At 69.7% G+C, this 18,404-nt stretch carries 19 protein-coding genes and 1 pseudogene; 9 read left to right on the forward strand and 11 right to left on the reverse strand.

The genetic code is table 11. The annotated features are described in order from the left end of the window. Positions 1 to 9: 9 nt before the first annotated feature. Positions 10 to 1,062, reverse strand: a complete 1,053-nt coding sequence (locus BJY20_RS04845) for a 4-hydroxy-3-methylbut-2-enyl diphosphate reductase (protein ID WP_185990495.1) — start codon at positions 1,060 to 1,062, stop codon at positions 10 to 12. Between the two features lie 117 nt (positions 1,063 to 1,179). Here BJY20_RS04845 and xseA point away from each other — a divergent pair, with 117 nt between their 5' ends. After that, positions 1,180 to 2,412 carry an exodeoxyribonuclease VII large subunit gene (gene xseA / locus BJY20_RS04850; protein WP_185990496.1) on the forward strand — a complete coding sequence of 411 codons (1,233 nt, stop codon included), beginning with the start codon at positions 1,180 to 1,182 and terminating at the stop codon, positions 2,410 to 2,412. 26 nt (positions 2,413 to 2,438) lie between these two features. Continuing rightward, positions 2,439 to 2,663 (forward strand): exodeoxyribonuclease VII small subunit, encoded by a 225-nt coding sequence (locus tag BJY20_RS04855; protein ID WP_185990497.1) that lies wholly within the window; start codon positions 2,439 to 2,441, stop codon positions 2,661 to 2,663. A 165-nt stretch (positions 2,664 to 2,828) separates the two neighbouring features. Here the strand turns inward: BJY20_RS04855 and BJY20_RS04860 are convergent, their stop codons facing one another. Beyond that, entirely contained in the window at positions 2,829 to 3,500 is a 672-nt protein-coding gene (locus BJY20_RS04860) for a DUF4245 domain-containing protein (RefSeq protein ID WP_185990498.1), read from the reverse strand. A gap of 76 nt (positions 3,501 to 3,576) precedes the next feature. Here BJY20_RS04860 and glpX point away from each other — a divergent pair, with 76 nt between their 5' ends. Beyond that, on the forward strand, positions 3,577 to 4,599 hold the full coding sequence (gene glpX, locus BJY20_RS04865) for a class II fructose-bisphosphatase (RefSeq protein ID WP_185990499.1): 1,023 nt from the start codon (positions 3,577 to 3,579) through the stop codon (positions 4,597 to 4,599). 2 nt (positions 4,600 to 4,601) lie between these two features. Beyond that, entirely contained in the window at positions 4,602 to 5,558 is a 957-nt protein-coding gene (locus BJY20_RS04870; RefSeq protein ID WP_185990500.1) for a PfkB family carbohydrate kinase, read from the forward strand. 66 nt (positions 5,559 to 5,624) lie between these two features. Here the strand turns inward: BJY20_RS04870 and BJY20_RS04875 are convergent. The 5 genes and pseudogenes from BJY20_RS04875 to BJY20_RS04895 form a co-directional block, all read right to left on the reverse strand. After that, positions 5,625 to 6,534, reverse strand: a pseudogene (locus BJY20_RS04875) (IS5 family transposase). Positions 6,535 to 6,581: 47 nt separating this feature from the next. Next, positions 6,582 to 7,835 (reverse strand): ABC transporter ATP-binding protein, encoded by a 1,254-nt coding sequence (locus BJY20_RS04880; RefSeq protein ID WP_185990501.1) that lies wholly within the window; start codon positions 7,833 to 7,835, stop codon positions 6,582 to 6,584. A gap of 29 nt (positions 7,836 to 7,864) precedes the next feature. Next, positions 7,865 to 8,719 carry a carbohydrate ABC transporter permease gene (locus BJY20_RS04885; RefSeq protein ID WP_185990502.1) on the reverse strand — a complete coding sequence of 285 codons (855 nt, stop codon included), beginning with the start codon at positions 8,717 to 8,719 and terminating at the stop codon, positions 7,865 to 7,867. 1 nt (position 8,720) lies between these two features. Next, a complete protein-coding gene (locus tag BJY20_RS04890) occupies positions 8,721 to 9,662 on the reverse strand; it encodes a carbohydrate ABC transporter permease (RefSeq protein WP_425484121.1) in 942 nt (313 codons plus the stop codon). After that, positions 9,659 to 10,969 (reverse strand): extracellular solute-binding protein, encoded by a 1,311-nt coding sequence (locus tag BJY20_RS04895; protein WP_343062780.1) that lies wholly within the window; start codon positions 10,967 to 10,969, stop codon positions 9,659 to 9,661. Before BJY20_RS04895 ends, BJY20_RS04890 begins: the two co-directional genes overlap by 4 nt. Before the next feature lie 238 nt (positions 10,970 to 11,207). On the opposite strand from BJY20_RS04895, the gene BJY20_RS04900 reads away from it, so the two are divergent. The 3 genes from BJY20_RS04900 to BJY20_RS04910 are packed head-to-tail and all read left to right on the forward strand — an operon-like array spanning position 11,208 to position 13,197. Beyond that, on the forward strand, positions 11,208 to 11,723 hold the full coding sequence (locus tag BJY20_RS04900) for a beta-class carbonic anhydrase (protein WP_185990504.1): 516 nt from the start codon (positions 11,208 to 11,210) through the stop codon (positions 11,721 to 11,723). Positions 11,724 to 11,773: 50 nt separating this feature from the next. Continuing rightward, positions 11,774 to 12,847 carry a Glu/Leu/Phe/Val dehydrogenase gene (locus tag BJY20_RS04905; RefSeq protein ID WP_185990505.1) on the forward strand — a complete coding sequence of 358 codons (1,074 nt, stop codon included), beginning with the start codon at positions 11,774 to 11,776 and terminating at the stop codon, positions 12,845 to 12,847. Further along, entirely contained in the window at positions 12,844 to 13,197 is a 354-nt protein-coding gene (locus tag BJY20_RS04910; RefSeq protein WP_185990506.1) for a nuclear transport factor 2 family protein, read from the forward strand. Before BJY20_RS04905 ends, BJY20_RS04910 begins: the two co-directional genes overlap by 4 nt. 42 nt (positions 13,198 to 13,239) lie before the next feature. On the opposite strand, the gene glmM is transcribed toward BJY20_RS04910, so the two are convergent. The 3 genes from glmM to rplM form a co-directional block, all read right to left on the reverse strand. After that, on the reverse strand, positions 13,240 to 14,589 hold the full coding sequence (glmM, locus tag BJY20_RS04915; RefSeq protein WP_185990507.1) for a phosphoglucosamine mutase: 1,350 nt from the start codon (positions 14,587 to 14,589) through the stop codon (positions 13,240 to 13,242). Positions 14,590 to 14,920: 331 nt separating this feature from the next. Next, complete coding sequence (gene rpsI / locus BJY20_RS04920; RefSeq protein ID WP_343062781.1) at positions 14,921 to 15,433, reverse strand: 30S ribosomal protein S9; 513 nt, start codon at positions 15,431 to 15,433, stop codon at positions 14,921 to 14,923. Between the two features lie 32 nt (positions 15,434 to 15,465). Beyond that, on the reverse strand, positions 15,466 to 15,909 hold the full coding sequence (gene rplM, locus BJY20_RS04925) for a 50S ribosomal protein L13 (protein ID WP_185990508.1): 444 nt from the start codon (positions 15,907 to 15,909) through the stop codon (positions 15,466 to 15,468). A gap of 241 nt (positions 15,910 to 16,150) precedes the next feature. Here rplM and BJY20_RS04930 point away from each other — a divergent pair, with 241 nt between their 5' ends. Continuing rightward, positions 16,151 to 16,753, forward strand: coding sequence for an ArsR/SmtB family transcription factor (locus BJY20_RS04930; protein ID WP_185990509.1), 603 nt, complete (start codon positions 16,151 to 16,153; stop codon positions 16,751 to 16,753). A gap of 10 nt (positions 16,754 to 16,763) precedes the next feature. Continuing rightward, entirely contained in the window at positions 16,764 to 17,471 is a 708-nt protein-coding gene (gene lepB, locus BJY20_RS04935; RefSeq protein ID WP_343062782.1) for a signal peptidase I, read from the forward strand. A gap of 4 nt (positions 17,472 to 17,475) precedes the next feature. Here lepB and truA read toward each other — a convergent pair whose 3' ends face one another. After that, the gene (truA, locus tag BJY20_RS04940) at positions 17,476 to 18,306 is read right to left on the reverse strand and encodes a tRNA pseudouridine(38-40) synthase TruA (protein WP_185990510.1); all 831 of its coding nucleotides are present in this window, start codon (positions 18,304 to 18,306) and stop codon (positions 17,476 to 17,478) included. Positions 18,307 to 18,404 lie beyond the last annotated feature (98 nt).

Below are 18,404 nucleotides of genomic sequence, written 5' to 3' on the forward strand. Positions count from 1 at the left end.
GCACATCCCCTAGTGCAACTGCCCGGCGTCCTCGGTCGATGCCGCGTCGTGCTTCATCTTGTCGTCCATGCCGGCCGACTTGAGGTCCTTGCGCAGCTCCTTCGGCAACGAGAAGATCAGCGACTCCTCGGCCGCCCTCACCGCAGTGACGTCGGCGTACCCGCGCTCGGCGAGGTAGTCCAGGACACCGCGCACGAGGATCTCGGGGACCGAGGCGCCGGAGGTGACACCGACGGTACGTACTCCCTCGAGCCATGCCTCGTCGATCTCGTCCGCGTAGTCGACGAGGTGCCCGTCCTGGGCCCCGTGGTCGATGGCGACCTCGACGAGGCGCACGGAGTTGGAGGAGTTGCGCGAGCCGACGACGAGCATGAGGTCGCAGTCCGGGGACATCTGCTTCACCGCCAACTGGCGGTTCTGGGTGGCGTAGCAGATGTCGTCGCTCGGCGGGTCCTGCAGCGCGGGGAACTTCTCCCGCAACCGGCGGACGGTCTCCATCGTCTCGTCGACCGAGAGCGTCGTCTGGGAGAGCCAGACGACCTTGTCCGGGTTGCGGACCTCGACATTGGCCACGTCGTCGGGGCTCTCGACGAGGGTGATGTTCTCGGGGGCCTCACCGGAGGTCCCGATGACCTCCTCGTGGCCCTCGTGGCCGATGAGCAGGATGTCGTAGTCGCCATCGGCGAAGCGGACCGCCTCGCGGTGCACCTTGGTCACCAGCGGGCAGGTCGCGTCGATGGTCTTCAGGCTCAGGGCCTTGGCCTCGTCGTGGACGACGGGCGCGACGCCGTGGGCAGAGAAGACGACGGTGGCGCCCTCGGGGACCTCGTCGGTCTCCTCGACGAATACGGCGCCACGCTTCTCCAGCGTGGTCACGACGTGCTTGTTGTGGACGATCTCCTTGCGCACGTAGACCGGCGGGCCGTAGAGCTCGAGAGCTCGCTCCACGGAGACGACGGCGCGGTCGACTCCGGCGCAGTACCCGCGGGGGGCGGCCAGCAGCACTCGCTTGGTGCTCTGCCCGGCGTCGGAGGCGGCGGACGTGGATGCACTGGTGGTCATGTCAGCCATGGTAGGCGAGAGCCCTGAACACCCCCTGATGGTGGGCTCCTCCCCCGCACCGCCGTCGGGGTGACCTGTTTGACTGTCCCGGACAGTGTCAGGGACAGGAGGGCGATCATGAGCACACCGCTGCCTGAGAAGGCCGCCGACACCACTGCCCAGGCCCCGTGGCCTGTGCGTGTGCTCAGCATGAAGATCGCCGAGTACATCGACCGGATGTCGACGACCTGGGTCGAGGGGCAGGTGGTCCAGCTGCGGGTGCGCCCCGGAGCCCGCACCGCCTTCCTCACCCTGCGCGACCCCGACGTCGACATGTCCCTCTCCTGCTCGGTGCGGGTCACCGCCCTGGACGCCATGCCCACCCCGCTGGCCGAGGGCGCCCGGGTCGTGGTCCAGGCGAAGCCGAACTACTGGACGCAACGCGGCTCACTGACCATGGACGTGCGCCAGCTGCGCCCCGTCGGAGTCGGCGAGCTGCTCGCCCGGATCGAGTACCTCAAGCAGAACCTGCGCTCGGAAGGCCTCTTCGACGCCTCCCGCAAGCGCCCCCTGCCCTTCCTGCCACGACGCGTCGGTCTCGTCTGCGGACGGGCCAGCGCCGCGGAGCGTGACGTCATCGAGAACGCCCATCGCCGGTGGCCCGGGCTGCCCTTCGCCATCCGGCAGGTCCCGGTCCAGGGTCCTCAGTCCGTGGCGGAGGTGAGCGCCGCCATCACGGAGCTCGATGCCATCGATGACGTCGACGTCATCATCGTCACGCGGGGCGGCGGCTCCGTCGAGGACCTGCTGCCCTTCAGCAACGAGGCGATGGTCCGCGCGGTCGCCGGCGCTCGGACCCCGGTCGTCAGTGCCATCGGCCACGACGTCGACACCCCGCTGCTCGACCTGGTGGCCGACGTGCGCGCCTCGACGCCGACGGACGCCGCCAAGCTGGTCTGCCCCGATGCCGCTGCCGAGCGCGCCGGCATCGCGGACGCCCGGTCCCGCGCGCGGGGGAGTCTCGCGGGCTTCGTCCAACATGAGCGCAACCGCCTCGCGGAGCTGACCTCCCGGCCCGTGCTCGCGGACCGCACCGCCTTCGTGCGGGCCCAGCGCGAGGTCATCGAGTCCCTCCACCGGCGTGCCCACGGCCGGGTGGAGGGACAACTCCACCGCGAGCGTGACCGCGTCACCCACCTGGGCGCACAGGTCCGGGTCCTCTCTCCTGCCTCCACGCTCGAGCGCGGGTACGCGATCGTCCAACGGCCCGAGGGTGAGGTCGTCGCGTCTCGCGGGCCCCTCGTCGTCGACGACCTGCTGCGCGTGACGGTGGCCGACGGAGACTTCGCGGTGCGGGTCACCGACTCGTGACGGCCGCCGCGCCTAGAGTGGGCGCCATGGCCGCAGAGCAGGAGCAGACCGACGTCGCCGACCTCACCTACGAGGAGGCGCGCCAGGAACTCATCGACCTCGTCGCCCGGCTCGAAGGGGGCCAGGCCGGCCTCGAGGAGTCGATGCGACTGTGGCAGCGGGGCGAGTCGCTCGCCGCGCACTGCGAGGCCTGGCTCGACAAGGCCGAGGCGAGTCTCTCGCCAGAGGGAGCATCCGACACCGAGCAGTGACCGGTCGCCTGCACCGCGTCGCCGTGCGCATCTCCGTCGCCGAGGGCACCACCCCACCGTCGAGTAGTGCCGTCACCGCTGCGTGGACCGCTGAGCAAGACAAACCCCGACTTCGCATGAGTTCAAGACTCTTGCGAAGAGGGGGATTTCCGGGCTACCCGAGAATCAGGTGGCGGGTGAGGTGCTGGCCTTGGTCACCTTCGCGGGGACGAGGTGCTCGGCGAACTCCTCGAGCTGCGACCAGCTGCCGGACCCGGTCACGACCGTCGTCAGACCGTCGGGTGACTTCGGCTCGAGCACGAGGCTGCGCTGGGCCGAGCCGTCGGCGGTGCGCTTGCCCCACTCCCGGCCGTCGTCAGTCGTCAGCTGGCCAGCGGCCCCGCCGTCGTGGGTCTGGGCCGCGAGCCACTCCTCACCGGGGTCGGCAGCCTGCTTGACCGAGACGAACGCGTCGTCGGGAGTGGTGTACCCGGCGTTCCAGGTCATGGCGCCCGACGCGCCCGCGTACCGCACGGTGCTGGGGGCCCAGCCGTCCGGAAGGCCCTTGGGGTAGGCGAAAGGGTGACCCGACTGCTGGGCATGGTGCTGGGCCGTCCCGACGACGTCGACGGTGTCGGGTGCCTCGCCGTTGGTGCGGCCCGAGATGAAGTACAGCGCGAACGCGATCGCGATGATGACGGCCATCGACCGGATCATGTTCGCCGCGGTGCCCTTGGCGTAGTGGCTCGCCCCACGTGCCGGGACGCCCTGCTGCGCAGCCATCTCGGCCGGCGTCGGCTCGACGGGTCGCTGCGACTGGTGGGCGGACTCGGCGTGCTCGCCGGGCGTGGAACTCATGGATGACATGGTCGCACGCCCCTCTCGGAGCGACAGATAGGCTCGTTCGCGACGAGGACCACGCCGGAGGAGAACCATGGACCAGACCAGCACGCCCGCCGCCCCCAGCACCGGAGTCATGCACCCCGATCGCAACCTGGCGATGGAGCTGGTCCGGGTCACCGAGGCCGCCGCCCTCGCCGGAGGGCGATGGGTGGGCCGCGGCGACAAGAACCGCGCCGATGGCGCCGCCGTCGATGCCATGCGTTCGATGATCTCCGGCGTGCGCATGTCCGGCGTCGTCGTCATCGGCGAGGGCGAGAAGGACGAGGCCCCGATGCTCTACAACGGCGAGAACGTCGGCGACGGCCAGGGCGCCGCCTGCGACGTCGCCGTCGACCCGATCGACGGGACCACCCTCACGGCCAAGGGGATGACCAACGCCGTCTCCGTGATGGCCGTCGCCGACCGCGGCACGATGTACGACCCCAGCGCCGTGTTCTACATGGACAAGTTGGTCACCGGCCCCGCCGCGGCCGACACCGTCGACATCCGTCTGCCCGTCGCCGAGAACATCCGGCGGATCGCCAAGGCGAAGTCGACCCAGCCAGCGGACGTCACCGTCGTCATGCTCGACCGTCCGCGACACTCCGAGCTCGCCGAGCAGGTGCGTGCCGCCGGTGCCCGCATCCGCTTCATCTCCGACGGTGACGTTGCCGGCGCCATCATGGCCGCCCGCCCCGAGACGGGCATCGACATGCTGCTCGGTGTCGGTGGCACCCCCGAGGGGATCATCACCGCGTGCGCGATCAAGTGCCTCGGGGGCGTCATCCAGGGTCGCCTGTGGCCGAGCGACGACGACGAGCGCCAGCACGCCATCGACTCCGGCCACGATCTGGAGCAGGTCCTCACGACAGACGACCTCGTGCAGACCGACAACTGCTTCTTCGTCGCGACCGGCATCACGGATGGCGAGCTGCTGCGTGGCGTCCGGTACCGCCCCGGTGGCGCCACGACCGAGTCCCTCGTCATGCGCAGCAAGTCCGGCACCACCAGGATCGTCGAGGCGCACCACAACCTGACCAAGGTCCAGCGACTCTCCCCGCAGCTGTCCGCCTGACCATGCCCGGACGTCGCGGAGCCACAGGACCGACGCTGGTCATCGGCGAGGCGCTCATCGACGTCTTCCGTGGCCCGGACGGCGCGAGCGCCGAGCACGTGGGTGGCAGCCCCCTCAACGTGGCCGTCGGCCTCGCCCGGCTGGACCATGCCGTCTCCCTGGCCACGCACATCGGTCGTGACCGGCACGGCGCAGCGATCGGGGCGCGCCTCTCCGATACCGGAGTGACCCTGGTCCCCGACAGCGACCGCGCCGAGGACACCCCGGTCGCGACCGCCACCCTCGACGAGCACGGTCAGGCCGAGTACGAGTTCGAGGTCACCTGGCGGGTGCCCGAGCTGCCCGAGCGGACGGGCCACCTGCACGCCGGGTCCTACGGTGCGCTGATGCGCCCGGGCGGGCTCGACGTGCTCGCGGCGATGGGTGGTGGGCGTCAGTTCGGCACGGTCTCCTACGACCCCAACATCCGCGCCTCGCTGGTGCCCGACCACGACCGGGCCCTTGACGAGGTCGAGCGACGCGTCCTGGTCAGCGACGTGGTCAAGGCCAGCGACGCGGACCTCGAGTGGCTCGCCGGGCGGCCGCTCGACGAGGACGATCTCGCCGAGTGGTTGCGTGCCTGGCGCGACCTGGGGCCGCCACTGGTCGTCTGCACCCGGGGCGAGAGCGGCGCCGTGGCCGTGCTGCCCTCCGGTCGTCTGGTCTCCCTGCCCGGCACCGACGTCGAGGTGGCCGACACGGTCGGCGCCGGGGACGCCTTCATGTCCGGCCTGCTGTCCGGCCTGCTCGATGCCGGCCTGCTCGGCGGCCCGGGAGCCCGCTCTCGGCTGCGGAAGGCCCGGAGCAGCACTCTCGTGCCTGCCATCCAGCGCGGCATCGACGCCTCTGCAGTGACGGTCACGCGGGTCGGCGCCCAACCGCCGACCCGGGTCGAGCTGGGTATCGGCCCCGCTCGCTGACCTGCTCCCGCAGCACTCTCCCTTCGCCACGGCCCGGGCTCGTGCGATCCGCCTAGGGCGTGTCTGCTATCTCGCTGCCCGGTGGGTCAGGATGACCATGGCCAGGAGTACGCCGCCGAGGTAGGTCACGGCGTACTTGTCGTACCGGGTGGCCAGTCCGCGCCACTGCTTGGCCCGGCTGAAGGATCGCTCGACGGTGTTGCGCTGCTTGTACGCTCCGGCGTCGAAGCCTGGCGGTCGTCCGCCTTTGCTGCCCTTGTTCTTGCGCTGAGTGATCTGGTCGCGCCGTTGAGGGATGGTGTGCTTGATCCGCTTGTCTCGCAGGTAGGCCCGGGTGCTCGGGTGTGAGTACGCCTTGTCCGCCAGCAGCCGGAAGTCCATCCCGTGCCCGGCTTCGGCCAGGGCGTCGATCAGCGGCGTGAGCATCGGGTTGTCCCCAGCCTGTCCCGCGCTCAGCAGCGCCATCACCGGAGTGCATGTCAGGTCCGACAGCGCGTGGATCTTCGTGGTCAACCCGCCACGAGAACGACCCAGCGCATGGTCAGGCGGCTCCCCGGGCACGATCCGAGAATTCGTGTAACTCGAATGACCCCCCTGTGTCCTCCTGCGCGTCCGTGACGACCGAGTCATGGCGGGCGCCGGCCGCGTGCTGGTGGGCTCGCACGCTGGTGGAGTCGATCGAGAGAATCGCTTCCAGGTCCTCGTGGCCGAGCCCCGCGTGTTCGTGGACCGCAGCGACCATCGCCTCATACGTCCCATCGATCGACCACAACCGATGCCGTTGCCACACAGACTGATACGGCCCGAACTCTGCCGGCAGATCGCGCCACGGCGACCCGGTACGGAAACGCCAGATGATGCCTTCCAGCGTCGTGCGGTGGTCATTCCACGGACGTCCCCGCCTGCCCACATTCGTCGGCAGAACCGGCTCCACCACATCCCACAACTCGTTGCTGATCACGCCATCACGAACCATGAGATCCACGCTGACGCACCCGAACGCCGATCTTTGGCAGACACGCCCTAGGCGGTTGCCTCCGCCTCGCGCTCACGGGCGCGACGCAGCGCCCGCTGGCGGTCTTCCTCGGACTGGCGGGCGATCTCCGCGGCGGCCTCGTCGTCACGGGTGAGGCAGTCCCCCGACTCCGGATCGAAGACGTGCATCAGCGACGGGTTGAAGACGAAGTGCCCGACGTCGCCCTCACGCACCCGCGAGCGCGGGTCGAGGTTGACGACCATCTGGGTGCGCATGCCCTCACCGTCGAGGTCCTTGTCGAGCTCGTCGAGCTTGGCCTTGACGTTGCCCTCGACGTCGAAGGGGACGTAAGCGTACTGCTCGTTGCCCAACCACTCGGTCTGGTCGATCACCGCGTCGAAGCGCACGCCGTCGGCCGTGGCGTCACCGAGATCGGCGTCCTTGATGTGCTCCGGCCGGATGCCGACGATGAGCAGGTCCTGATCGGTGAGTCGTTCCTTGGCCATCGCCGGCAACGGCGCGGTGCAGAAGGGCAGCACGAGCTCGTCGCCGCGCACCTCCGCCGGCATGAAGTTCATCGGCGGCGTGCCGATGAAGCCGGCGACGAAGAGGTTGAGCGGCTGGTCGTAGAGCTCGCGAGGACTCGCGACCTGCTGCAGCACGCCCTTCTTCAGCACCGAGACCCGATCACCCAGGGTCAGCGCCTCCGTCTGGTCGTGGGTGACGTAGATCGTCGTCGTCCCCAGTCGTCGCTGCATCCGGGCGATCTCAGTGCGCATCTGGCCGCGCAGCTTCGCATCGAGGTTGGACAGCGGCTCGTCGAAGAGGAAGGCGTCCGCGTCGCGCACGATCGCGCGCCCCATCGCCACGCGCTGGCGCTGGCCACCGGAGAGGTTGCTCGGCTTGCGCTGAAGGTGCTCGTCGAGCTCGAGCAGGGCGCTGGCGTTGTTGACCTTCTCCTTGATCTCGCTCTCGGGGTGCTTGCCCTTGGCCAGGCGAAGGGGGAAGGCGATGTTCTCGAAGACGGTCAGGTGTGGGTACAACGCATAGTTCTGGAAGACCATCGACAGGTTGCGGTCCTTCGGCGAGAGGTCGTTGACCCGCTTGCCGTCGATGTGCAGGTCACCGCTGGTGATGTCCTCGAGCCCCACGACCATCCGCAGCAGGGTCGACTTCCCGGAGCCGGACGGTCCGACGAAGATCATGAACTCGCCGTCCTTGATGTCCAGGCTCACGTCGTTGATCGCGGGGAAGCCGTCGCCGTACTTCTTCACGAGGTTGTTCAAGGTGATCTCAGCCATGGGGTTCTCCTGTTTCGAAAAGGCGGGGGTCAGCCCTTGACGGCGCCCGAGGTCAGGCCGGCGACGATGCGGCGCTGGAAGACCAGGACGAGGATGACGACGGGGATGGTCACGACGACCGCGGCCGCCATGATCGCGCCCGTCGGCTGCTCGAACTGACTCGCCCCGGTGAAGAAGGCGAGCGCGGCAGGGACGGTGCGCGCCCGGTCCGAGGTGAGCGAGATCGCGAAGACGAAGTCGTTCCACGCGATGAAGAAGGTGATGATCGCCGTGGTGAAGACCCCCGGGGCGGCCAGCGGGATGATGACCTTGCGGAAGGCCTGCCAACTCGACGCGCCATCGACCTGTGCGGCCTGCTCCATCTCCCACGGGATCTGCTGGAAGAAGGCCGACATCGTCCAGATGGACAGCGGAAGGGTCAGCGCGAGATACGGGATGACCAGGCCCGGGATCGTGTCGAAGAGCCCGGTCTTGCTCCAGATCTCGAACAACGGCGTGACCATGGCGACCACCGGGAAGAAGCTGACCGCGAGCGCGGTCACCAGGATCATCTTCTTGCCCTTGAACTCCAGCCGGGAGATCGCATAGGCGCAGAACATCGCGAGGACGACCGAGATGAGGGTCGCGAGCAGGCAGACGATGAGCGAGTTGCGCAACGCCGGCATGAACAGGTCGCTCGCGCCGCCGCTGAAGATCAGCTTGTAGTTCTCCAGCGTCGGGTCCTTGGGCCAGAAGTTGCCCAGGACGCTCGCGTCAGGGTCAGCGAGCATATCGGCGCTCTTCAGCGACAGCGAGAGCATCCACAGCAGCGGGACCGCGGTCCAGAGCATGATCGGGATGGCCAGAACGCTCCAGATGCCGGTTCCCTTGGCCGACTGCTTCATGTCAGCCCCTCCCTTCCGCGAGGTCGACCTTGAAGGCCTTGACGAAGACCGCCGCGATGACCAGCACGCAGAGGAAGAGAATCACCGACAGGGCCGATCCCAACCCGATCTCCGTGCGGTCGATCGTCTGGCGGTAGATGAGCATCGACAGCGAGCTCGTGTCGTTGGCTCCACCGGTCATGATGAAGATGTTGTCGAAGATGCGGAACGCGTCGAGGGTGCGGAAGAGCAGCGCGACCATGACGGCCGCCTTCATGCTCGGCAGGATGACCTTGATCAGGGTCTGCAACCACGATGCTCCGTCGACCTTGGCCGCTTCCTCCATCGAGGTGTCGACCTGCGCCAGGCCCGCCAGGAGGAGCAGCGACATGAAGGGCGTCGTCTTCCAGATCTCCGAGAGGGAGATGACGAAGAGCGATGACCAGAAACCACCGAACCAGTTGTAGCTCGCGTCGATCCCCGGCATCCACTGGATCCATTGGTTGACGAAGCCGGTTCCGGTGCTGAAGGCGTACAGCCAGGTGAAGCCGGAGACCACCGTGATGATCGAGTACGGGATGAGCACCAGCGTGCGCAGGGTGCGCCGCGGCATGACGATGCGGTGCATCGTCAGGGCGATGATGAATCCCAGCACGAGCTCGACCACGACCGTGATCACCGTGACGAGGATGGTCATCCACATCGCCGACCAGAAGACCTGGTCGGTGAGGGAGACGAGGTAGTTGTTCAGGCCGACGAAGTGACGGTTGTCCGGGTCGGTGAGCCGGTAGGCGAAGAAGCTGTTCCAGACGGCCTGGAGGATCGGGTACCCGGTGACCAGCACCATCACGACGAAGGCCGGCATCGCCAGCTTCCAGCCCAGACGCTGCTCGCTGCGGGAGCGGTCGGACAGGCGAGCCTTCGCCCCCTTCGCCCGCTCCTGGGTGGGTGTCGAGGCACTCACAGCAACGCATCTCCCTTCAGCACGGCCTGCAGGAGCGATTCGGCCCGCTGCGGCGTTGTGTCGGGGTCGACCGACCCGGGTGGGCTGTAGACACGCTGGATCCCCGAGGAGACGTCACCGTAGTACTGGGTGAGCGGACGTGGGCCCGAGTCGGCCAGCGAGTTGCGGATCTGGTCGGCCATCGGGAACTGCTCGCGGATCTCCGAGTCGTCGTACACCTCGGTCCGGGCCGCTGGGTTGCCGGTGCCGAGCATGTAGGTCTTCTGACTCTCCGCCGAGGTGAGGCACGCGACCGCGTCCCACGCGGCGTCCTTGTCGTCCGAGGCGGCGTTGACGCCCATCTCGATGCCGCCGAGCGGGGGCTTGGACTCCTCGCCCTGAACCGTCTGCGGGTAGCGGGTCCAGGCCAAGTCGTCGATCCAGTCGACCTCGGCACCCTTCAGCGCGGCGTAGACGTAGGGCCAGTTGAGCATGAAGCCGGCCTGCTCGTTCTGGAACATGTCCAGCGAGGTCGTCTCGTCGGTGGAGCCGAGCGCCGGGCCCCCGACCTTGGCATCCGCCAGCTTCTGGATGACGGCGGCCGCCTCCTTGCCACCCTCCGTGTCGAGCCCGAACTCCAACTCCTCCCCCGGGGCTCCGGGGTTCTGCACGATGTGCTCGCCGGCCCCCTCGACCAAGGCGTTGATCCAGACCATGTAGCCCTCGTAGCGAGAGGCCTGCACGCCGATCTGCGAGTCGGTCTTCTTGGCGGCCTCGATCAGCTGGTCCCAGGTGACCGGCTTGCTCATGTCCAGCCCGGCCTCCTTGGCGACGGACTTGCGGTACCAGAGCAACTGCGTGTTCGCCCAGAAGGGCGCCGCGTACATCGTGTCCTTCCAGTTCGCGTTGGTGACCGCCGGGGGGACCACGCCCTCGGTGAACTCAGACTTCAAGTCCGTCGGCACCTCGGCCAGGAACCCGGCCTCGGCGAACTCCGCGACGAAGACGGGGTCGATCGACATGATGTCGACGCCCTCGTCGCTCGAGGCGAGCCGGCGCAACAGCTGCTGGCGCTGGTCGCTGGCGCTGTTGGGAAGCTGCTGGAAGTCGATCGTGTAGGCACCGTCGGCCTTGTCGGTGCATTCCTTGGCCAGCTGGACCTGCCCACCGCCCTCGGGGTCGGAACCGCCACCGTCGGGGTTGATCCACCAGGTCACCTGCGTGTTGCCGCTGGCGCTGCTGCCCCCGCCGCAGGCCGAGACCCCGAGTGCCACAGCGGTGGCGACGGCGGCCGCGAAGGCGACCCGGCGTCCTCGTCGTGTCTCCACGTCGCTCCCTTCGTCCGCGGACGCGACGAGTCGCTGAACGTCGCCTCCCACAAGACTGTCTACACCGCCGGAGTGGTCCATGACACACCAACAGCCTCACGATTTCGTGTCGGGACGATTCCGTGACGGGCTCCGCACGACGTCAGGGCGAGTTCTGGGTGACGAAGCGCTCACGAACGCCCCGGCGACGGTCATCGGGTCGGGACTACTGTGCAAGGACAACGTCGAAAGGAATCTGATGCCCGCAACCGCCTCCGCACCTGAGGACTTCGCCGACCTGCTGTCGGCCAACCAGACCTTCTCCGAGCACTTCGAGCTCAGCGGCTTCGATGGCATCGCGCACGCCGGTGTCGCCATCGTCACGTGCATGGACAGCCGGATCGACCCGCTGGGCATGCTCGGCCTCAAGCCCGGGGACGCCAAGATCTTCCGCAATCCCGGTGGACGCGTCACCTCCGCCGCGCTCGAGGCCCTCGTCCTGGGCGTCCACCTGCTGAAGGTCGAGCGGATCCTCATCATCCCGCACACCCGGTGCGCCATGGGCAGCGCCACCGAGGACGAGTTCCGGGCCAAGGTCGGCGCCTCCGCCGGCCAGGACGCCTCGTGGCAGGGATTCCACGTCGTGCACGACCAGGTCGACGCGCTGCGTCAGGATGTCGCCGGGGTCCGGACCCACCCGCTCATCGGCGAGCGCGCGAAGGTCGGGGGCTTCGTCTACGACGTCGACACCGGCCTGCTCAACCAGAAGTTCTGAGCCACCGACCCTCGTGATGGGGGTCACACGACCCCTGCCACCATGGGTCCATGACCACAGTCACGACCCCCACCCCGACATCCGACGGCATCGCCGAGCCGTGGGCGAGCGAGCAGACGATCACCTGCCGCGACGAGCGCACCGGCCTGCGGGCGATCATCGCCATCGACGACACGACGCTGGGCCCCGGCTTCGGTGGAGTGCGCTACCGCGCCTACCCCTCCACCACCGCCGCTGCGCGGGAGGCACAGCGCCTCGCGGCCGCGATGACTCTCAAGCACGCTCTGGCCGAGCTGCCCTACGGCGGCGGGAAGTCGGTCGTCATGCTCGACGGCGAGGCTCCCGCCCCCGGGTCGCCGCAGCGCCGCGCCCTCTTCGCCCGCTTCGGCGAGATGATCGCCCGTACAGCGGGGACGTACATCCCGGGCGTCGACATGGGCACCCTCCTGGAGGACATGCAGGCCATCCGCGACGAGGGTGGTGCCCGCGCCTTCTGCGACGAGGTCAGCCCCTCCCCCTTCACCGCCCGGGGCGTCCACGCCGCCATGCGGGCTGCAGCCGTCCACCACCACGGCGAAGGGGGTCTGGCCGGGGCGCAGGTCGTCGTCCAGGGCGTCGGCAGCGTCGGCGCCGAGGTCGCGCGCCTGGCCCACGCGGACGGGGCCCGGGTGACCGTCGCCGACGTCGACACCGCCCGCGCAGAGGCGCTGGCCGACGAGCTGGGCGGCGCCGCGATCGACCCGGAGCAGGCCCCGTTCCACCCCGCCGACGTCTTCTCACCGTGTGCCGTCGCCCGCGTGGTCACCCGCGACAACGTCGCCCGCATCCCCGCCAGGATCATCGCCGGAGCAGCCAACGACACCCTCGACGAGCCGGGATGTGCGCAGGCCCTGCGCGAGGCCGGCGTCACCTTCGTCCCCGACTTCGTCGCCAACGCCGGCGGGGTCGTCCAGGTCCACGGCGGCGTCTCCGGCTGGAGCGAGGGAGAGACCCTGGCTGCGGTCGACCGGATCGGCGAGCGCGTCGGCGAGCTCCTCGCCACGGCGCAGACGCAGGAGATCACGCCGCTGGCCGCGGCCCTCCAACGGGCATCCGCTGCCCTGGGTCGGCAGGTCGTCGCATGAGCGCCGCAGACGCGGTCCGTCGCTACTACGAGCGCGTCGACGCCGGAGACGTCGATGGGGTGCTCGACTGCTTCACCGACGACGCGGTCTACCACCGGCCCGGCTACGCCCCGATGGTCGGGCGTGACTCACTCGCCGCCTTCTACGGGGGCGAGCGCGTCATCGCCGATGGTCAGCACATCCTGGATGCCCTGCTCGTCGACGGCGACCAGGTCGCGGTCCGGGGCCGCTTCGAGGGCACGCTCAAGGACGGCAGTGCGGCGCGCGTCGGCTTCTGCGACTTCTTCGTCCTCGACGAGCACGACCGAGCACTCACCCGGCACTCCTACTTCGACGTCCCGGCAGTCTGATCCGGCGGGCCACCGCCGGCGGACGCGGCCCCGCCGGTCCCGTCACAGGGCCAGGCGCTCCCGGACGACGAGGGACAGACGATCGGCCGTGGTCCGGGCGCGCTCCTCGGTCGCTGCCTCGACCATGACCCGCACGACCGGCTCGGTGCCGGACTTGCGCAGCAGGACCCGCCCTTCCTCACCGAGGGAGGAGGTCTCGTCGGCGACGGCCGACCGCACACCCGCGTCACCGTCGACGCGGTCCTTGTCGACGTCCTTGACGTTGATCAGGACCTGTGGCATCCGGGTCATCGCGGCCGCGAGTTGCCTCAGCGACTGACCGGTCTCGGCGACCCTCGCCGCGAGCATCAGACCGGTCAGGACACCGTCGCCCGTGGTCGCGTGCTCGAGCATGATGACGTGGCCGGACTGCTCCCCACCGAGGGAGTAGCCGCCCCGACGCATCTCCTCGAGGACGTAGCGGTCGCCCACCCCGGCCTGCTTGACGTCGATGCCGGCGGCCTCCATGGCGCGGATGAGTCCGAGATTGCTCATGACGGTCGCAACGAGGGTGTCCCCGGCGAGCTCGCCCTGCTCCTTCAGCGCGAGCGCGAGGATCGCCATGATCTGGTCCCCGTCGATCGGCTCGCCGCTCGCATCGACGGCGAGGCACCGGTCCGCGTCGCCGTCGTGGGCGATGCCCAGGTGGGCTCCGTGCTCCACGACGGCGGCCTGCAACTCCTCGAGGTGGGTCGAGCCGCAGCCGTCGTTGATGTTCAACCCGTCGGGACGGGAACCGATGGCGTGCACCTGCGCACCAGCCAGGCGGAAGACCTCCGGCGAGACCTCGCTGGCGGCGCCGTGAGCGGCGTCGATGACGACCGTGAGGCCCTTCAGGTCCGGCTCGACGGCGTCGAGAAGGTGGCGCACGTACCGGGCCCCGGCGTCCTCCATGAAGGTCACCCGACCCACGTCGATGCCGGTCGGGTGGTCCGGCTCCTCGTCCATGGCCCTCTGGATGTCGTCCTCGACAGCGTCGGGGAGCTTGTGTCCGCCGACTGCGAAGAACTTGATGCCGTTGTCCGGCATGGCGTTGTGGGAAGCGGAGAGCATGACCCCGAAGTCGGCGTGGATCTCGGCGGTGAGGAAGGCCAGCGCGGGAGTCGGCACGACGCCGGCATCGAAGACGTCGATGCCGCTGCTGGCCAGACCGGCCACGACCGCCGCGGAGAGGAACTCCCCCGAGGCCCGCGGGTCCCGTCCGACGACGGCGACGGGGCGCCTGCCTTCCGTACCCTCGGGGTCCCGCAGGACACGCGCGGCCGCCTGGGCGAGTCGGAGGGCGAAGTCCGCGGTGATGATCTCGCCGTTGGCGAGTCCGCGCACACCGTCGGTGCCGAAGAGTCGGGGCATGGTCGGGCTACCTTCCGTGGGAAAAAGATCCTGGATCAGGGTCTGCGGGCAGGCTCGTCACGATACCCGGCCGGCGGGCCGGACCGCGGTAGGTCGAACCGGACCAGGCCCAGGAACGGCCGTCACCCCAGGGCCGGGTCGTGGCGTGCGGGCCGGGCAGTGGCGTGAGGGCCGGGTTGTGGCGTGGTCATGCTCAGGTTTCCCGGCCATACCCGCACTTCCCGGTCGTGTCGGGGTGTGCGTGTCCTCACGTGACCACCGTCGGCAGACGAGCACGACGAAGGGCGGCCCCCACCAGGTGGGAACCGCCCTTCGCGTGCAGAGCTGCAGATCAGCGCTTGCTGTACTGCGGCGCCTTGCGGGCCTTCTTCAGACCGGCCTTCTTGCGCTCCGGGACGCGCGCGTCCCGGGTGAGGTAGCCGGCCTTCTTCAGGGTCGCGCGGTTCAGCTCGGGGTCGACCCCGTTGAGCGAGCGGGCGACGCCGAGACGGACGGCACCGGCCTGGCCGGAGGGGCCACCGCCGTGGACGCGCACGAGCACGTCGTAGGCGCCGTCGAGCTCGAGCGCGGTCAGCGGCTCGTTGACGATCTGCTGGTGGACCTTGTTCGGGAAGTACTCCTCGAGCGAACGCCCGTTGACCTTCCACTCGCCGGTGCCCGGAACGATCCGAACGCGGGCGATGGCCTGCTTGCGGCGGCCGGTCCCGGCGCCGGGTGCGGACGCGGTCGGGCGGGCCACGGGCTCGCCGGCGGCGACCGGACCGTCGGACTCGGAGGTGTAGGAGCTCAGCTCGGGCTCGTCGCCCTCGAGGACCTCGGTTGGGTTGTCGGTGGTGTCAGCCACGATAAATGCCTCTGATTCCTTCTCGGCAGCGCTTACTGCGCGACCTGCGAGATCGTGTAGGGGGTCGGCTGCTGGGCGGCGTGCGGGTGCTCGGCACCGGCGTACACCTTGAGCTTGCCCAGCTGCTCACGGCCGAGGCTGTTGCGCGGGAGCATGCCGCGGACGGCCTTCTCGACCGCGCGGGTCGGGTGCTTCTCGAGCAGCTCGGTGTAGTTCATCGAGGACAGACCGCCCGGGTGGCCCGAGTGGCGGTAGGCGCGCTTCTGCTCGGCCTTCGCGCCGGTCAGCGCGATCTTGTCCGCGTTGATGATGATGACGAAGTCGCCCATGTCCATGTGCGGGGCAAAGGTCGGCTTGTGCTTGCCGCGCAGCAGCGTGGCGGTCTGGCTCGCGAGGCGGCCGAGCACGACGTCGGTGGCGTCGATGATGTGCCACTGACGGGTGATCTCACCACCCTTGGGGGTGTACGTGCGCATGAGTGATGCCTTCTGCTCTCGTTGGTGCTCCGGCCCCCGTCGTCGGACGAAGGGGGTGACACCGCCGGCCACGTGGTGGCGGGGCGTCGCTGCACACCATTCTACGGACCGGTGAAGTCTCCGAAGAAATCGGGCAAGGAGCGACGAAACCCTTGATTTCATGGGCTTGTCGACGCGGTCAGCACTGGCCCGACGACGCCACCCACGGCGTTTGCACAATACTTGTGCAATCATCGGGGCCATGGCTGATCGCGATGGACCGGGCACCCGGGTCACCTCGACGCCGGCCGCGTGGCGGCTGCTGGCCCACCCCCTTCGCTCCCGGATCCTCGCCCACCTGCGCCTGCACGGTGGGGCGACCGCCGCCGACCTCGCCCGCTCCCTGGGCAGCAACACCGGCGCGACGAGCTACCACTCCCGGGTGCTGGCGGACGCAGGCCTGCTCGTCGACACCGGTCTGGGCGACGGCCGCTCGCGCGTGTGGGCCGCGGCGGCGGACGAGGAGGACGTCGACACCTCGGTCGCGGTGAGCTCGATCTCCGATGCCGACGAGCTCGCCGATGCCCTGTGGCTCGCCCACGACCACGTCGACCACCACGCCCACCGGCTCCACGGATGGATCGACGCGCAGGTCTCGTGGCCGATGGTCTGGCAGGAGGAGTGCGGCCTGGACGAGCGCGAGGTGCTCGTCGACGAGACCCAGCTGGCGGCCCTGCGCGCGGAGCTCGGCGCGGTGCTGGACCGCTACCGGCGGCGCGGCGCCGGCACACCCGGCGCGCGGCGGGTCACGGCGGTGGTCGGCCTGACCCCGCTCCCCCGCCGGGCCCGACCGCCCGGGAACTAGGCTGACCACCGTGAGTCCCCGACGCGAACGCCGTGAGCTCCCCCTGGCCCTGGGCATCGTCGTCCGGCTCCTCATCGCCTTCGCGGTCCTTGCCGTCGTCACCCACACCCTGGCGCGCCCCTTCGTCATCCCGTCCGGGTCGATGGAACCGACGGTCATGACCGGCGACCGGGTGGTGGCCCAGATCGTCGGGGTCGACGGCGACGACCTGGAGCGCGGTGAGGTCATCGCCTTCGCCCACGGGCAGACGTGGCAGGCAGAGCGCATCCACGAGCCGGACGCGCTCAAGGATGCCGTGCGCACCGTCGGCGACGTCCTCGGCATCGGGCCGAGCCACCACGCGCACACCGTCAAGCGGATCATCGGCCTGCCCGGCGAGAGAGTCTCCTGCTGCGACGAGCAGGGCCGGCTGCTCGTGGACGGCCAGCCCCTGGACGAACCGTACGTCGAGCACGAGATCCCCTTCGTGCAGGGCGAGCGGGACTGCACCGACGACGGGCCGCTCTCGGCCCGCTGCCTGCCCGAGATCACCGTCCCCGAGGGCTCCTACCTCGTCATGGGCGACAACCGGTCCAACAGCGCGGACTCCGTCGCCGCGTGCCGCGGGCGCACCGGTGAGCAGGAGTGCACCGCCCGCTTCGTGCGCGGGGACCAGGTGGTCGGCACGCTGTGGACGCGGTGGTGGCCGTTGCCTCCGGGCGACGCGCTGCGCGACTGAGCGCTCACTCCTCCCGGCGCGCCCTCGTCCGGCTCGCGCGCTCGGCGAGTTGCTCCGCCGCCGGGTAGGTCACCTCGACGAGCGTGAGCCCGTGGGCGGGCATGACCTTCACCCGTGGGTCGCGCACGCCGTCGGTGAGCACCTGCTCGGGCCACTGCGGCCCCCGGTCCCCTGCGCCGACCGGCACGAGAGCGCCGATGAGCGCCCGCACCATCGAGTGACAGAAGGCGTCGGCGAGGATGCTCGCCTCCAGCAGACCGTCCTCGCGACGCTGCCAGTCGTAGCGGACCAGCGTGCGGGTGGTCGTCGCGCCCTCGCGCTTCTTGCAGAACGCCGCGAAGTTGCGCAGACCGAGCAGGCGGGCCGTGGCGGCATTCATCGCGTCGACGTCCAGCGGCGTGCGCAGGGCGACCACCTCACGTCGGCGAAGGGGGTCCAGCCGCGCCGGGTCGTCGGCCAGGACGTATCGGTAGCGCCGGCTCGTCGCGGAGAAACGCGCGTCGAAGCCCTCGGGCGCCTCGGCGATGGAGCGCACGACGACGTCGTCGGGCAGGACGCCGCGCAGCCGGGTGAGCAGGGTGGCCAGCATCGGCCGGTCGGAGTTGCCACGCACCCGCGCCAGATCGCCCGGGTCCACGTCGAGGTGGACAACCTGCCCCAGGGCGTGCACCCCCGCGTCCGTGCGGCCGGCGACGGTGACCTTGATCGGTTCGGGCAGGCGCAGGATCCGCGTGATGGCACCGGTCAGCTCACCCTCGACCGTGCGCAGTCCCGGCTGCGCCGCCCAGCCGTGGAAGTCGCTGCCGTCGTAGGCGAGATCGAGTCGCAGCCGCATGGGGATCAGCGTAGGCGAGGCCGGGTTGCCCCAGGACGGCCGGGAAGACCGACGCCGGCCAGGACGTGGTGCGGTCATTCGACGGCAAGCCGGTCACC

The sequence above is a fragment of the Janibacter cremeus genome, from assembly GCF_013409205.1.
In the GTDB taxonomy this organism is placed as follows: Bacteria; Actinomycetota; Actinomycetes; order Actinomycetales; family Dermatophilaceae; genus Janibacter; species Janibacter cremeus.

Coding starts and splice junctions, on each gene's coding strand:
- BJY20_RS04910 (WP_185990506.1), top strand. CDS start 12,844: ATGAGCGCCGCAGACGCGGTCCGTCGCTACTACGAGCGCGTCGACGCC.
- glmM (WP_185990507.1), bottom strand. CDS start 14,589: ATGCCCCGACTCTTCGGCACCGACGGTGTGCGCGGACTCGCCAACGGC.
- BJY20_RS04845 (WP_185990495.1), bottom strand. CDS start 1,062: ATGACCACCAGTGCATCCACGTCCGCCGCCTCCGACGCCGGGCAGAGC.
- truA (WP_185990510.1), bottom strand. CDS start 18,306: ATGCGGCTGCGACTCGATCTCGCCTACGACGGCAGCGACTTCCACGGC.
- BJY20_RS04900 (WP_185990504.1), top strand. CDS start 11,208: ATGCCCGCAACCGCCTCCGCACCTGAGGACTTCGCCGACCTGCTGTCG.
- BJY20_RS04885 (WP_185990502.1), bottom strand. CDS start 8,719: ATGAAGCAGTCGGCCAAGGGAACCGGCATCTGGAGCGTTCTGGCCATC.
- BJY20_RS04905 (WP_185990505.1), top strand. CDS start 11,774: ATGACCACAGTCACGACCCCCACCCCGACATCCGACGGCATCGCCGAG.
- xseA (WP_185990496.1), top strand. CDS start 1,180: ATGAGCACACCGCTGCCTGAGAAGGCCGCCGACACCACTGCCCAGGCC.
- BJY20_RS04860 (WP_185990498.1), bottom strand. CDS start 3,500: ATGAGTTCCACGCCCGGCGAGCACGCCGAGTCCGCCCACCAGTCGCAG.
- BJY20_RS04880 (WP_185990501.1), bottom strand. CDS start 7,835: ATGGCTGAGATCACCTTGAACAACCTCGTGAAGAAGTACGGCGACGGC.
- BJY20_RS04870 (WP_185990500.1), top strand. CDS start 4,602: ATGCCCGGACGTCGCGGAGCCACAGGACCGACGCTGGTCATCGGCGAG.
- glpX (WP_185990499.1), top strand. CDS start 3,577: ATGGACCAGACCAGCACGCCCGCCGCCCCCAGCACCGGAGTCATGCAC.
- BJY20_RS04855 (WP_185990497.1), top strand. CDS start 2,439: ATGGCCGCAGAGCAGGAGCAGACCGACGTCGCCGACCTCACCTACGAG.
- BJY20_RS04930 (WP_185990509.1), top strand. CDS start 16,151: ATGGCTGATCGCGATGGACCGGGCACCCGGGTCACCTCGACGCCGGCC.
- rplM (WP_185990508.1), bottom strand. CDS start 15,909: ATGCGCACGTACACCCCCAAGGGTGGTGAGATCACCCGTCAGTGGCAC.